The organism is Methylobacterium phyllostachyos (assembly GCF_900103445.1).
In the GTDB taxonomy this organism is placed as follows: Bacteria; Pseudomonadota; Alphaproteobacteria; order Rhizobiales; family Beijerinckiaceae; genus Methylobacterium; species Methylobacterium phyllostachyos.
Genome location: NZ_FNHS01000008.1, coordinates 1 through 14,627, shown reverse-complemented (window position 1 = coordinate 14,627; position 14,627 = coordinate 1). Strand labels below are relative to the sequence as shown.

General features: G+C 64.6%; 9 protein-coding genes. 1 reads left to right on the top strand and 8 read right to left on the bottom strand.

Annotated elements, in window-relative coordinates; genetic code table 11:
* Window positions 1–95 precede the first annotated feature (95 nt).
* The 4 genes from BLQ49_RS13825 to BLQ49_RS13810 all read right to left on the bottom strand — a co-directional run bounded on the left by BLQ49_RS13825 (window position 96) and on the right by BLQ49_RS13810 (window position 7,278).
* Window positions 96–485, bottom strand: coding sequence for a response regulator (locus tag BLQ49_RS13825; protein WP_091716513.1), 390 nt, complete (start codon window positions 483–485; stop codon window positions 96–98).
* An 18-nt stretch (window positions 486–503) separates the two neighbouring features.
* Window positions 504–2,360: a PAS domain-containing sensor histidine kinase gene (locus BLQ49_RS13820; protein WP_091716512.1), complete on the bottom strand. Its 1,857-nt coding sequence runs from the start codon at window positions 2,358–2,360 to the stop codon at window positions 504–506.
* Between the two features lie 316 nt (window positions 2,361–2,676).
* A complete protein-coding gene (locus BLQ49_RS13815; RefSeq protein ID WP_244507587.1) occupies window positions 2,677–4,809 on the bottom strand; it encodes an ATP-binding protein in 2,133 nt (710 codons plus the stop codon).
* A gap of 63 nt (window positions 4,810–4,872) precedes the next feature.
* Entirely contained in the window at window positions 4,873–7,278 is a 2,406-nt protein-coding gene (locus BLQ49_RS13810) for a hybrid sensor histidine kinase/response regulator (protein WP_091716510.1), read from the bottom strand.
* A gap of 1,052 nt (window positions 7,279–8,330) precedes the next feature.
* On the opposite strand from BLQ49_RS13810, the gene BLQ49_RS13805 reads away from it, so the two are divergent.
* Window positions 8,331–9,956, top strand: a complete 1,626-nt coding sequence (locus tag BLQ49_RS13805; RefSeq protein WP_143012256.1) for a glycosyltransferase family 2 protein — start codon at window positions 8,331–8,333, stop codon at window positions 9,954–9,956.
* Window positions 9,957–10,649: 693 nt separating this feature from the next.
* Here BLQ49_RS13805 and BLQ49_RS13800 read toward each other — a convergent pair.
* The 4 genes from BLQ49_RS13800 to gmd all read right to left on the bottom strand — a co-directional run bounded on the left by BLQ49_RS13800 (window position 10,650) and on the right by gmd (window position 14,584).
* A complete protein-coding gene (locus BLQ49_RS13800) occupies window positions 10,650–11,828 on the bottom strand; it encodes a glycosyltransferase family 4 protein (RefSeq protein WP_091716507.1) in 1,179 nt (392 codons plus the stop codon).
* A 30-nt stretch (window positions 11,829–11,858) separates the two neighbouring features.
* A complete protein-coding gene (locus BLQ49_RS29005; RefSeq protein ID WP_143012255.1) occupies window positions 11,859–12,782 on the bottom strand; it encodes a hypothetical protein in 924 nt (307 codons plus the stop codon).
* Window positions 12,677–13,078: a cupin domain-containing protein gene (locus tag BLQ49_RS30880; protein ID WP_425284003.1), complete on the bottom strand. Its 402-nt coding sequence runs from the start codon at window positions 13,076–13,078 to the stop codon at window positions 12,677–12,679. The genes BLQ49_RS29005 and BLQ49_RS30880 overlap by 106 nt, the downstream gene beginning before the upstream one ends.
* A gap of 519 nt (window positions 13,079–13,597) precedes the next feature.
* On the bottom strand, window positions 13,598–14,584 hold the full coding sequence (gmd, locus tag BLQ49_RS13785) for a GDP-mannose 4,6-dehydratase (protein WP_091716504.1): 987 nt from the start codon (window positions 14,582–14,584) through the stop codon (window positions 13,598–13,600).
* Window positions 14,585–14,627 lie beyond the last annotated feature (43 nt).

Here is a 14,627-nt window from a genome sequence, read left to right as displayed (position 1 = left end):
AGCCGCGGGGGCCGCGCCAGCTGGATCGCGTCGGAGCTTCAGGTTCTCGGCTCTGCATTCTCCCGAACGCCGGAGCCCGCCCTCCGACAGGGTGCTCACGGCGCGATCCGCGCCGCGATGGCGTTCAGGGCCGCCACGATGTCGTCCGGCGGATACGGCTTGGCGAAGAACAGGCCGTTCTCGGGCAGGTCTGCCTGCGTCACCATCCGCCGCCCCGAGGTGATCAGGATGGCGACCGGCGGCCAGCGTTCCCGGACCGCGTGGGCGAGCTTCAGCCCGTCCATCGAGCCCTCCATCTCGATGTCGGTGAACAGGACTCGGATCTCGGGATGATGCTCGAGGACGCGGATCGCCTGGTCGGCGGTGCGGGCCTCGTGGGTCGTGAAGCCTGCCTCGATGCAGAGGTCGACGGCTTCCGCACGGAGCAGGGCATCGTCCTCGACGACGAGGACGGCGACCTGCTCCGGGTGAAATGACTGTCCCATCCGAGAAGGCCCGAACCCTTACGCCTCGACCGCGGTGCCGCCGGGCACGCCCGTCAACCGGAACCTGATGCCAGAGGGGTCGAAGTCCAGGCGCCCCTCGCCATCGAAATAGGACGCCACGATCCGCTCGATCAGCTTGGATCCGAAGCCGCGGCCCTCCGGCGGGGCGACGGGGGGCCCACCGGACTCGACCCAGTCGAACGCGAACGCCCCATCCTCGACCCGCCACGACATCGTGACGCGCCCCGTCTCGTTGGAGAGGGCGCCGTACTTCGCCGCATTGGTCGCGAGTTCATGGGTGGCGAGCGACAGGCCGAGCGCCTGTTGCGCGGTGAGGGTCAGGCTCGGCCCCGACCACGCGATGCGATCCTCCGCGACCCGATGCGGGTCGATGGTCACCGCGATGACCTCGTGGATGTCGGCCTCGGTGAAGTTCGAGCGGGTGAGGATGTCCTGCGCCCGCCCCAGGGCGGACAGGCGCTGCGAGACCGCGGTGCGCCCCTCCTCCATGGACCTGGCCTGACGGAGCGTCTGGGTCACGATCGCCTGCACCATGGCGAGCGTGTTCTTCATGCGGTGGGCCAGCTCCTGGACCAGCACCGCGCGCGCCTCCTCGGCAGCCTTCAGGTCCGTGATATCGCGCGAGATCGAGAGGATGCGCTCGGGCCTCCCGTCCGCTCCGAGGATCGGCGACACCTGGACGTCCCAGTACCGCCGGTTGCCCCTCATCGTGTTGGCATAGCCCTGGAAGCTGCACGCCACCCCCGCCCGGGCCGACGCGATGGCTTCCCGGGCGGCGATGTTGCCGGCTCCCTCCCAGAAGCTCGGCCAGGGGCACCCCTCGAGGGCGTTGAAGTCGGACACCTCCATGACCCGTTGCCCGCCCTCGCTCATGAAGGTGAGCCGCGCGTCGAGGTCGAGGACCTTGATGCAGTCGTTGGAGGAGGCGAGCACCCCGCGCATGAACGCCTCGCTCTCCCGCAGCTGCTCCACGGCCCGATGCCGCGCCGTCACGTCGGCGGCCATGCCGAACCATTCCGTCACGCGCCCCGCCGCGTCCGTGACGGGGACGGCGCGCGAGAAGATCCAGCCCTCGCTGCCGTCCGCGAGGCGCACCCGGTGCTCCAGTTCGAAGGGCTCCGTGCGTGCGACCGCCGCCTCGACCGTCCGGCGGATCCCGGCCTGATCCTCCGGGAACAGGTAGGCGTCCATCCAGCGCACGCACGGTGCGTCGGTGTCGGCGATGAAGCCGCGGCCATGCAGCGTGCGCATCTCCTGCCAGTCGGGGCTCATCGTGTAGAGGCTGTCCGGACTGGCCTCGACCAGCGCGGCCAAGCGCCCCTCGCCGACCCGCAGGCGTTCGATCGCCCCGTCGCGCTCCCGTTGCGCCTGCACCCGGGCCGTGCAGTCGGAGGTCACGTTCAGCAGGCCCACGACCTCACCCCGCTCGTCGCGAATGGGCGAGTAGGCGAAATCGTACCAGACCTGCTCCTCGAAGCCGTTGCGCGTCATCGTCAGGGGGTGGTCGCGGAAGGCGAAGCTCTCGCCGCGGAAGGTCCGGTCGATCAGCGGGCCGAGATCGCCCCACAGTTCCGGCCACACCTCCTCGGTGGGCCTGCCCAGGGCCCCCGGGTGCCGCGAGCCCAGGATCTCGGCGTAGCCATCGTTGTAGAGGAAGAGGCGCCGAGGTCCCCACAGGACGCACATGGGATGCAGCGAGCCGAGCATCAGATCGACGGTGGTGCGCAGGACCGGCGGCCAGATCTCGCGCCGGCCCAGAGGGGTCGAAGCCCAGTCGTGCAGGCAGAACAGGTCCGCCATCCGCAGGGAATCGGTCTGCCCGACATCTGCGCCAAGCTTGGCGTGCAGCGTCATACTTCGTTTCGCCTTCACACTTGTTCGGCGAACCCACCGCCTGTTCGAACCTCTAGTCTGTCACAGATCATACAAAAAGGGGCCCTGTTCTTTTCAGGTGTCGAAGGAACGGTGCACCGGCCCGTCCCGGGTGTCTGGAGCGCCGGCGGCGGAATGCGGCCCGGGATCCCAGCACCAGACCTCCCGAAGCGTCCATCTGAAACGAACCGTGCCGCTGGCGCGGTACTTCGTGGGCTGAAGACCGGATCAGATTCCGCTGACGCTCCCCCTGTCCGGGAAAGGGCACGCAGGATCGCACCGGCCGGACCGGGCCGGCTCAGTCCGCGATCAGCGCACGGATGCGGCCCGCCAGGGCATCGACCGCGAAGGGCTTTGTCAGGACGGACATGCCCGGATCCAGGTCGCCGTTGGCGAGCAGGGCGTTCTCGGCGAACCCCGTGATGAAGAGTACCTTGAGGCCGGGGCGCGAGACCCGCGCGGCATCGGCCATCTGCCGGCCGTTCAGGCCGCCGGGCAGGCCGACATCCGTGACGAGCAGGTCGATCCGCGCGTCGGATTGCAGGACCTTGAGGCCGCCGATCCCGTCGGCCGCCTCGACGGCGGTGTAGCCGAGGTCGCCGAGCACGTCGGTCACCAGCATGCGCACGGTCGGCTCGTCGTCCACCACCAGCACGGTCTCCCCGGTCTCGGCGACCGGCAGCAGGCCCGCTTCCGGCAGCGGCTCGTCGCACGCGGCCCCGCCCCGGTGGCGCGGCAGGTAGATGCTGACCGTCGTGCCCCGGCCCTCCTCGGAATGGATGCGCACCTGCCCCCCCGACTGCTTGGCGAAGCCGTAGATCATCGACAGGCCCAGGCCCGTGCCCTGCCCGAGGGGCTTGGTGGTGAAGAACGGGTCGAACGCCTTGGCGATGACGTCCGGCGGCATGCCGGTCCCCGTGTCGGAGACGCTGAGCGACAGGTACTGGCCCTCGGGCATGTCCTGCCGCCGGGCCGCCGCCGCGTCGATCCGGCGGTTGTCGGTCTCGATGACGATACGCCCGCCGTCCGGCATCGCGTCGCGGGCGTTGATGCAGAGGTTGAGCAGGGCGTTCTCGAGCTGCGAGGGATCGACCAGCGCGTGCCACAGGTCGGGCAGGCCCGCCGTCTCCACCTGAACGCTCGGCCCGACCGTGCGCCGGATCAGGTCGAGCATGCCGTCGATCAGGGCGTTCACGTCCGTCCCCTTGGGCGCGAGGGTCTGACGGCGCGAGAAGGCCAGCAGCCGATGGGTCAGGGCCGCAGCCCGCTTCGTCGCCCCCTGCGCGGCGGCCATGTACTTGTCGACATCCTTAAGGCGTCCCTGGTCGATGCGGCTGCCCATCAGCTCCAGGCTGCCGGAGATGCCCGCCAGCAGGTTGTTGAAATCATGCGCGAGGCCCCCGGTCAGCTGCCCGACCGCCTCCATCTTCTGGGATTGGCGCAGCTGCTCCTCGGCGTTCATCAGCTCGGCCGTGCGTTCGCTGACGCGCTGCTCCAGGGTCTCGGTCAGGCCGCGCAGCTGGGCGATGGCCCGGTCGCGCTCCCGCTCGACGGCACGGCGCTCCTCGACGTCGAGGAGCACGCCGGGGAAGGTCAGCGGCGTCCCGTCCGGCCCGTGATCGACCCGCCCGTTGGCCTCGATCCAGTAATAGCGCCCGTCCGCCCGACGGACCCGGTACTGGTGCGCGTAGGCGCCGCCCCGGGCGATGGCCTCGTTGATGGCGGCGGCCAGCCCCTCCTGATCGTCCGGATGGACGGTGGCGACGATCTGGGCGAGCGGGATGCCGTCCCGACCGAGCGCCGGATCGAGCCCGAAGCTCCGGGCGAAGCCGTCATCCACGGTGAAGCGGTCGGTCGGCAGGTCCCAGTGCCAGGTGCCGATGATCGCGCCGGCCGCCAGCGCCAATTGCACGCGCTCGACATTGGCGCGGGCGAGCGCCTCGCTGGCCCGCAGGCGCTCCTCCGCCTCGCGCCGGGCGGTCACGTCGTTGAAGATGATGGCGATCTGCCGGTCCCGGGGATCGCCGACCGGGACGGCCCGCACGTCGAACCACCGGCCGAATGCCTTTGCGTAGCTCTCGAAGCTCGCCGGCTCCCGGGTCATGGCCACGCGGCCGTAGGTCTCGAACCAGAACCGCTCCAGGTCCGGGGCGAACTCCGTGACCCACTTGCCGCGCAGGTTGACCCCGGATTCGCGCTCGAAGGCCGGGTTGGCCTCAAGGAAGCGGTAATCGACCGGCGTCTCTTCGGCGTCGAACCGGACCTCGACGATGGCGAAGGCCGCATCGACCGTCTCCAGGATCGTCCGGAACCGCGCCTCGCCGGCCCGCAGGGCGGCCTCGGACGTCCGCAGGCGCAGGATTTCCGCTTCGAGCGCGTCGCGGGACAGGGTGTTCAACGGGACGCCGGACACAACTGTTGCTTTCATCATGCCGGCCGCTGCGTGGCGGGGCTCCGCGCGTGCAATGAGGGGAACGGCGATCCGGTTCGGTTATCAGGTGCGGCGCGCCTTGGCATCCTGGATGGCGCGCCGGAGGATGCGCGACAGGTCGGCGACCGAGTAGGGCTTGCGCAGCAGGTCGAACCCGTGCGTCCCCTCGGCCGCCAGCACGTCGCTGTAGCCAGAGGTCAAGACGACCGGGATGTCCGGGCGCCGCCGCCGGATCTCGCCCGCGAGTTCGACGCCGTTCATCCCCGGCATCACCACGTCGGAGAACACCACCTCGAAGCGGAACGGGATACGCTCGATCTCGGCCAGCGCCTTCGCGGCATCCGTCGCCCAGATCGTGGAGAAGCCGAGTTCGCGCAGGGCCTGCTCGGCGAAGGCGCCGACATCGGGGTTGTCCTCCACGACGAGGACGCAGGTGCCGTGTCCCTCGGCCAGCGGTTCCGGCTCGGGGGTCGCGTCGGGCGTCGCGGCGGCCTCGACGCGCGGGAGGTAGAGGGTGAAGGTCGTGCCGGCGCCCAGCCGGCTCTCGACGGTGATCTCGCCGCCGGACTGCTTGGCGAAGCCGAACACCTGGCTCAGGCCGAGCCCCGTGCCCTGGCCGACCACCTTGGTCGTGAAGAACGGCTCGAAGATGCGCTCCAGGTTCGCCGGCGCGATGCCCGCACCGGTGTCGGTGATCGAGACGGCGATGAAGTCGCCGCGCCGGGGCGGGTGCGCCCGGACGCCGGGGATCCGGGTGACGCGGCGGAGCCCGATCCTGAGGCGGCCCGCCCCGTCCATCGCGTCCCGGGCGTTCACGACGAGGTTCACCAGGGCGGTATCGAACTGGCTCGGGTCGGCGTTGACATGGAGGTCCTGCGGCTCGCCGTCCGGCAGGTCGAGCGCGACATGGATGCGCGCGCCGGTGAGCGTGCCGACCATATCGGAGACCGCCGCCACCGCGCGGTTGACCGCGAAGGTCTCGGGCCGGAGCGCCTGCCGCCGGGCGAAGGCGAGGAGCTGTGCCGTCAGCTTGGCGGCCCGGTCCACCGTGTCGGAGATGGCGCCGACGTAACGGATACGGCGCTCCTCGGCGAGGTCCGGCCGTTTCAGCAGGTCGGTCGAGGACTTGATGACCGTCAGCAGGTTGTTGAAGTCGTGGGCCACGCCCCCGGTGAGCTGGCCGACGGCCTCCAGCTTCTGGGACTGCCGGAGCTGCTCCTCCAGGGCCCGGCGCTCGGTGACGTCGCGGCCGGCCGCGTAGAAATGGTCGCCCCGGGGGATGGCGTTCCAGGAGATCCAGCGGAACGCACCCTCCTTCGTCCGGATGCGTACGTCGATGTCGTGCAGGGGAAGCCCGCCGCTGACGCGCGCGAAAGCCCCGTTGGCCTCCGCGAGGTCGTCGGGGTGCACGAGGGCGTCGAACCGGGCGCCGACGACCTCGTCGGCCCGCCAGCCCAGCATCTCGGTCCAGGCCGCGTTCGCCTTGCGGAAGATCCCGTCGAGCCCGCACACCACGAAGAGGTCGCGGCTCGCACGCCACACCATGTCGCGCTCGTCGGCCCGCTCCTGGGCGGTGGCCTCCAGATGGTTCTCCAGGCGACGGCGGTCGGTGATGTCGTTGAACAGGATCGCGACCCGGTGCTGCTCGGGCTCGCCCACCCGCAGGGCGTGCACGTCGAACCAGCGGCCCAGGGCGACGGCGCCGCTCTCGAACCGCATCGGCCGGCCCGTGCGGGCGACCGTGCCGTAGGTGTCGAACCAGGCGCGTTCGAGCCCGGGCACGAGCTCGCTCACCCAGCGCCCGGCGGCGTCGCGCAGGCCCGTCTGGGTCGCGAAGGCCGGGTTCACCTCGATGAACCGGTAATCCACTGCCCGGTCTTCCGCGTCGAAGCGCATCTCGACCACGCAGAAGCCGCTGTCGACGGCGTCGAATAGGGCCCGGTAGCGGGCCTCGCTCTCGGCCAGGACGCCTTCGGTGGTCCGGAAGCGGGTGACGTCGAGCTGGCTCGCGAAGAAGTAGCGGAGCTGCCCCTCCGGGTCGAAGACCGGGCTGACATAGAGTTCGTTGCGGAAGGGCGTGCCGTCGCGGTGGTAATTCAGGATCTCGACGACGACGTCGCGCCGGGCCGCGATGGCATCGCGGACCTTGGCGATGTCGGCCGGGTCCGTGCCCGCCCCCTGGAGGAAGCGGCAGTTGCGCCCGATCAGCTCGGCGGCCTCGTACCCGCACAGGTTCTGGAAGGCCCGGTTGGCGAAGACGATCGGGTTATCGGGTTGGTTCGGGTCGGTGATGATCTGCGGCATGCGGGTCTTCTCCGCCGCCGTGAACAGGAGGTCGGCCGAGGCCGCGGAGGTTCGCTGCCCCTCGCCCGGCCGGCGCAACCCATCGCCGCGCTCGGCTTCAAGCCTCGCCACGCGGTCCTCGAGCTCGCGCTCGCGCCGCCGCAGCCTCTCGATCTCTGCGTCCATGGCCCTCTCTCGCGGGCGTGAGTAGCGGTCCGGCCCGCGCCGGACAACGGCCCGGAGCGGACGACGCGGCATTGCGGCGCAGGTCGGCGCCGGGTCCCCGGCGCCGACAGGGACGTCCTTGGCCGCATGAGGCCATGGGGAGTTTCGCGCGGTGGGCTCCGCGCCCGTCCCTGGGAGCGGAGGCGGGGGCCATGATGCCAGCGGACACGCCGAAGCCCGGCCCCCCTGCCACCCATCGGCGACCCGCCGCCGGATCCGTCACCGCCGGACGGCGCTCCACCGGGCAAGCCTCCGGCGCCGCTGCCCCCCGGCCCGATCAATCGTCGCGCGGGGCTGTAGCCCGGCCGCGCGGCACGGGCGCCCGCCGCTCCGGGGGCTCGTGCCTCACTAGGACAGAAGCCCGCACTCCCGCTCTGCGCGACACGGAACGGCTGGCGGAGGCGGGCATCGAGCCGGCGACGGACCGTGAGCGCCGCGCTGGTGCTGCGCACGCCCCGCCGGCGGCGATCCCCTTAACCTGGCGCGCGAGCGAACCTGCCGGAAGCCCGGCGCAGCCGCCACGAGCCCCGCAGCCGTTCCGCGCCCAACCATCGCCGGCCCGGGGCGTCCCGGTTTCGCACACGCATCGATGCCTCCTGTGGTCACCCCTCTACACCCGAAAAAGCGCCGGCCCCTCCGGGCCATTCGCTGCCTGAAACCTGTCCCAGCGACGTGAATCGTGTACCGTGCGCGTTGCGATCGGGCCCGATCAACCGCAACAATCGCCTATCACATCATCGCAGCACAAGGTTTAAGTTCCTATCGTTGAAGCGAGTCATCGGCCATGGTACGGAGGCACACCGTATTTTCGCGCGCCCACGTACGGAAGATCCGAACATAACAATGAAGACATAACAAGAAGGCGCAGATAATCAACGCCCCGATATATGCCCCAACGCTACGAAAACGACAAACGCCCTATTCGCGATTTCATCACTGATTTCACGGGGTCATCAAATTAGAAGTATAATCGATATCGATTTTTATTCCTCGGTTGGCGAAGCTGTCAAAACTTGAAGCGCGCACTGGCACAAGGAACCGCCCTCACGATGCCCCGATTCTCAGTTGTATTACCCGCATACAGGACGCCTCCGAATTTATTGATCGACGCATTGAATTCCTTGCTGTGCCAAACGGTTCTACCGGCAGAAATCATTGTCATCGATGACAGCGGCGATGATTCAAGGGTGAGAGACGTCGTTTCGTCCTTACATACATCCACGAATCTCATCCGCCTGATCGTCAACGAAACCAACCAAGGAATCTCGGCATCGACAAATATCGGCATTGCGGCTGCCACCGGCGATTTCATCGTCTTCCAAGACCATGATGATCTGCTTACAGATGACGCGCTCGAGAAATTCTCCGATCTGATCGATAAGGATCCGACAGTAGGCGCTATTTATTCCGATCAATGCACCATCGACGAACAAGGCTCGGTTCTTCATCGCTTTTTTAAACCGTGCTGGTCGCCGATCTATGCACTCGGAGTCATGTATCCGGGACATCTGTTGGCTGTCAGATCGGACCTGTGTCGGAAGCACAAGATACTGTCCCAATACAATGGGGTCCAAGATTTCGAATTTTTGCTACGCGTTTCCGAGGATCAGATAAAGATTTCTCACGTTCCGGCAATAGCATACAAATGGCGCGCAATACCCGGCTCGCTGGCTTTAGGAAGCGACGAAAAATCGGGAATCGATCGCCTTCAAGCGACGGCGGTCAATGACCATCTGAGACGCCGCGGCCTGAGCTGGATAGCGGAAAGTCACGAACATTTACCCCATCGTCTGGTGTTGAACCCATCCGTCAAGACCAAATGCCCCAAAATTTCGATCATCATCCCGTCCCGCAACCAGGGAACCGTGCTCAGCAGATGCCTGGAGTCCTTGTTCGTTCTAACTGAATATCCGGATTTTGAAGTCGTATTGGTAGACAACAGAACCACGGATCCCATAGCCTTGCAGGCGATCAAGTCGCATCCTGTCAAACATGTAATTTACGATACAAATAAATTTAACTACTCACAGGCAAATAATATTGGTGTTAGCCACGCCTCAGGGGAGTTCATCGTTTTCCTCAACAACGATACCGAAGTCATAACATCCGATTGGCTTCAAAAGTTGGTTATGTATTTCGAGGATCCCAAAGTCGGCGCGACGGGGGCGACCCTCCTGTACCAGGATCGGACCATTCAACACGCAGGCGTCGTTCTTGGTCCGCGGGGAACTGCGGACCATGTCATGCGGGCCTTCCCCGAAAATGCCGACGGATACGCAGGATCGCTGGCGGCTTCTCGCGAAGTCAGTGCTGTGACCGTGGCCTGCTTGATGATGCGAAAGTCGCTATTTAACCAATTGCGAGGCTTCTCGGAAGATTATTCGAAACATTATCAGGATGTCGATCTTTGTCTCAAGATCCGCAATGCGGGGTTGAGCATCATCTCAGTCTCAAATGCCCGCCTCTATCACCACGAAAGTCTGACCAGGAAAGATGAAGGCTACGATTCCGGAGATCGTGCCATCTTGCTTGATCGCTGGGGAGAGCAGATCGAACAGGGGGATCCATACTACAGCAAGCATTTCGAACCTGGCAGCACAGATTATCGGCTCAGAGCAGAGAGCTTGAACCATAAGTGAGCCTGAAACGAGCAGGCGTTTCATAGCTCGACAGGAGTGCGCGCAGCCGCAGTGACGATCTGTGCGGCTGCGGACGCCTCCGAACAAGACGTGAGAGGTTTGCCCGATTGCCGCACGAGATCGCGCATAGGTTTACGCGTCGGGAACAGATCGTTTTGCTTGCGTGTGGCCGACGCCTGTCGTGAGGCAGGGTGCAGGTCGGCGCAGAGCTTGAACGGCTAACGGGGCGGCGCGAAGGCGATAATCGTTCCGGCGTCGGCGCTGGAATCGCGCGATATCTGCCAGGCTGTTCGCCGCGCTCGGTGCTGCGCCGGGCAATTTTGGGCACGATGCCGCCCCGCCCGGTCCTATCGCCACAGGACGGATGCGACTGAGCCGGATTGCCCGGGAGGTTACGCGCCCGACACCGCGTCCAGCGTCGCAGCCGTCCGGCAGGCACCTGTCTTGGCCAATGGACCGGTGAATGGCGCCGTCAAAGGCTGCGGGCGAGCCGTGGCGTGCACCCGCATCCTCAAGCCGCCCAGCATCATGCGGTGCAGGACATTCCCTTCCCCAGCGGCCTTTTTGCCCTCAGCCTTCGTCCTTTGTCCCGCCACTGCGGTTCATCTCAGAGGCTGCCCGGCGGGCATTCTGCGTCAGGCGACAGCCCCGGGTAGCCGAACCGACGCCTGGATGCCCCAGCACGAGATGGAGCTATCGGAGAACGGACTTGTAGAACGACAGGAGGCCCTCCGCATTTTTGCTCCAAGACAGGTTCTCAAGAGCAAATTGTCGGCCCGAAACACCAATCTTGGCGATCCGATCCGGATGACTCAATAAATCCTCAACGCGATTTGCGATTTCTTCTCCGTTCCCGGTGGACAGGAGAATTGCATTCTTGCCATCACTCAGCCGCGTTCCAATATTCGCCGACGGCAGCAGAATGGGTTTCCCAAGAGAAAGGAATTCCGGAACTTTCGACGGCAATCGAAATGCGTTGAAGCCCTTCGACTCACCGGGTTGAACGTAGATGTCCGCGATCTTGAGAACATCAATCATCTGCTGTCGATCAAGGCGCCCAAGATTGATGACCCAATCCCCGTTTAAATACTTATAACTCGAGTCTATGAAGCCGACATAGTCCTCGCCCGTCCGAATGAGTCGGACATCATGCCCACGTCGCCTTAGAATCAGAACCGCTGTATAAAGAGAGAAAATATCCCGATAATTCGCCGAATGCATATTTCCGTTATACACCAAAACGGTCGCCTTATCATCAATGTACAAGCGACGGCGCCGCTCCAAAATCTGATCCGCCGTCAAATCACATTTGAATAAGTCAGCATCGACGCCTGGTTCCAGCAGATGGATCGGTACTTCAGGTGGGCACAATTCTGCAAGGCGATCGACAATGACGGTGACCCCGATCGCACCGCCTAAAAACGACGGCAGGGTTCGCGGGTTCGTAAGATTAGAGGGAGTCAACTGCGCCAATTCGGCATCCGACATTGTATCCAGGTCGCCCATCGTTTTGCGGAGCGCCGAGGCAAGCAGCATTACCTCATGGTCTTCCAGATGGACAACATAGGGACAGCCAGTCTGGGCCGAAAGACGGCTTGCAAAATCTTGAACCCCGACCCTGGGAGTCCAAGCATGAAGCAACACATCCGGACTGCTTGCCAAATCCAATATGTGCTGCGGGATATCGTCGGTCAGATCACGAACCTGTATGGCCTTAAATAAAGGTCGACCGAAATCTTCTACGGTGCTCGGGTCGTTGCTCCCAATGACGAAAACGTCCACTCCGAGTGCAGACAACGCGTTTGCGAAATGTGCGACGTGGCCACCGCTGTTGCTATTAAATAGTCCGTAATTGACAAATATAACCCTCATATTGAACTTCCATTCCTGCTGCAGCGAAAACTACAGTTCCGAGAGATTGAGTTTTTTCACGACAAAGACAGACGCGTACACCGAGGGGTCGATCCGTATTCTGTGTATGGCTCGATCAGACTCCAGATAGAGGGTGGTGCAGACACGATTGTCGACAATTCCCACCGTATAAGAATCGGATTCCTGCCAACCACTTCCGAAATCAAGGAAGATTTGCAGATAGCTGGCATCGGCGCTCGCAATTTCGGAAATAAATTCGATGTCGATGTCAATGATAAACGAGCCGACAAGATTGGCTGGTATGATGATCTGAGGATCATACGCAGCCGTATATGCTTTGATCTCGGTCAAGTTGTGGGTTTCGTTTATATGCTTTGTTAGATCGACTTGCTCTGGATCAATAGGATAATTCGAAATATTGTTGTTTGCAACGAGGAGACTACAGGTCGGTATCGAAGCGCCAGGGGACACAAATTTTGGAACCGCCCTCAGGGACCGTGCATCCTTTCCGGTTTGCAACCCCTGCTGGAACCGATTGATCGCTTTTGGAGAATGACCATAGGCTCGAACACAGTCACGAAACCGGTTATCGGCCCAGACAGCCGAGAGAAGATCATGCCAACTTGTCAGATCTGATATGATTTCTACAGTGCTGCCTTCGAGCGGAAAACTCTGACCGATCCAGTCTATGATGCTTTTATTCGGGGCGCCACGATATCGATCACTCGCTGGCCATCCACCCAGCAAAATCGGAAGCCAAATTTCACCTCGAAACTCGTTACTCCGAAGGATTTTCCCGAGACTGTCGCTTCCGGAGTCGCCCGCGTAATCCCACACCTCTTCGGCGTTCAGCGGATCCCGCCCCAAGAAAAACTTGATATGGCGTCTCGCATTGGCCAGGTCATGAGATTGCAACCGGTAGCTTTCGGTCTGACGTGCAGCACCATTTCCCATTCAGCACCAGCTCCACAAAACGTCGGCCACCTCGAACGACGGGAACAAACACAATTTGCACTTTGGCGCCCGTCAATATCCTCGACGCTGATGAGGTCGCCCTCGCCGGTACAGGAGCCGATCTGAAACTCGATCAACTCCAGCGGGATCTGGCTTAAGGTGGCGGGCCGTTGGATCGAGTCCATTGGCAGGTACACCGCCTCGTTCCCGTGGTCCAGCGCCGCCGGCGGGGGGATGATCACCTCGGCGGGCACGCGCAACACCATCCAGTGCTTGTCCCGGGGTCGTGCCCCGATAGCAGCCGCCGCCCCGCGGCATCACGCGGCCCCGCTCGGCCTGGGACAGGTCGCCGTTGGCGATCCGCGACGCCGGTTCCACGGGGTGGGCGTCCGGGAGGGGCATAGCCTACCGCCGGCCGGACGCGATGCCCGGGGCGACCGCGGAGTCAGCTCCGCCACCGACGGCATTGAGGGCGGAGGTGTCCGGCAGAACGGGGCGGCCGCCACGACCGGTGCGTCCCCTTTGCGGATCGCGGGTGCAAGGCCCTCGACCGCGAAGGCTGAGCAAGCCCCCGTGGGCCGACCTGGATGTTCCGGTGGCAATCCCGGGAAGGGCCGCCCGGCGCTAGTGGGGCTGGCGTTGACCGATGCGGTAACGGTGGGAGGCGCAAACACGGCCGTGTCCGCGGTCACTCCGGTCCTGTTGGATCGGTGGAAGCCTGTGCGGTGACCAGTCGGGCGATCCCCCGGACACGCTCCCCGGTCGAATTGCGCACCGAGCTGGACGCGAGCCGAAGATCACTCCGCGTTTGAAGATCACTCCGCGTTTGCGGTGAGGCGCTTGATGTCGGCGTCGACCATCTCGGTGATCAGCGTCTCCAGGCTGGTCTGCGCCTCCCAGCCGAACGCCGCCTTCGCCTTGGCCGGGTTGCCCAGAAGAACCTCCACCTCCGCCGGACGGAACAGCGCCGGGTCGATCACCAGGTGATCGTCCACGTTCAGTCCCACATGCCGGAACGCGATCGCACACATGTCCCGCACCGTCGTCGTCCGCCCCGTGGCGATCACGTAGTCGTCCGGCTTATCCTGCTGCAGCATCAGCCACATCGCCTGAACGTAGTCCCGCGCATGACCCCAGTCCCGCTTGGCGTCGATGTTGCCCAGACGCAGCTCGCGCTGCCGGCCCAGCTTGATCCGCGCCACCGCGTCCGTGACCTTGCGCGTCACGAACTCAACCCCCCGCAGCGGGCTCTCGTGGTTGAACAGGATCCCGTTCGAGGCGTGAAGCCCAAAACTCTCCCGGTAGTTGATCGTCATCCAGTGCGCGTACAGCTTGGCCACGCCGTAGGGCGAGCGCGGGTAGAACGGCGTCGTCTCGCTCTGGCGCTCCTCCTGGATCAGCCCGAACATCTCCGAGGTCGAGGCCTGGTAGTAGCGCGCCCCCGGCGCCACCGAGCGCAGGCATTCCAGCATGTGCACGGCCCCCAGACCCGTCACCTGCCCGGTCAGAAGCGGCTGCTGCCAGGACGAGGTCACGAACGACTGCGCGGCCAGGTTGTAGATCTCGTCCGGCTTGGCCTCTTGGACGATGCGCAGCAGCGCCGACTGATCCAGAAGGTTGCCGTCCACCAGCGCGACATCGTCCAGGATGCCCAGCCACTTCAGACGGTGATCGAACACGCCGGCATGGCTGGAGCGCCGCACCACGCCGGTGACCGCGTAGCCCTTCTGAAGAAGGAGCTGCGCCAGATACGCCCCGTCCTGGCCCGTCACACCCGTGATCAGCGCGCGCTTGCCCGTCATCAAACCGTCCCATCCCAACGATGAACGGCTGCTACGACCCGGG

Coding starts and splice junctions, on each gene's coding strand:
- BLQ49_RS13825 (WP_091716513.1), bottom strand. CDS start 485: ATGGGACAGTCATTTCACCCGGAGCAGGTCGCCGTCCTCGTCGTCGAG.
- BLQ49_RS13820 (WP_091716512.1), bottom strand. CDS start 2,360: ATGACGCTGCACGCCAAGCTTGGCGCAGATGTCGGGCAGACCGATTCC.
- BLQ49_RS13815 (WP_244507587.1), bottom strand. CDS start 4,809: ATGATGAAAGCAACAGTTGTGTCCGGCGTCCCGTTGAACACCCTGTCC.
- BLQ49_RS13810 (WP_091716510.1), bottom strand. CDS start 7,278: ATGGACGCAGAGATCGAGAGGCTGCGGCGGCGCGAGCGCGAGCTCGAG.
- BLQ49_RS13800 (WP_091716507.1), bottom strand. CDS start 11,828: ATGAGGGTTATATTTGTCAATTACGGACTATTTAATAGCAACAGCGGT.
- BLQ49_RS29005 (WP_143012255.1), bottom strand. CDS start 12,782: ATGGGAAATGGTGCTGCACGTCAGACCGAAAGCTACCGGTTGCAATCT.
- gmd (WP_091716504.1), bottom strand. CDS start 14,584: ATGACGGGCAAGCGCGCGCTGATCACGGGTGTGACGGGCCAGGACGGG.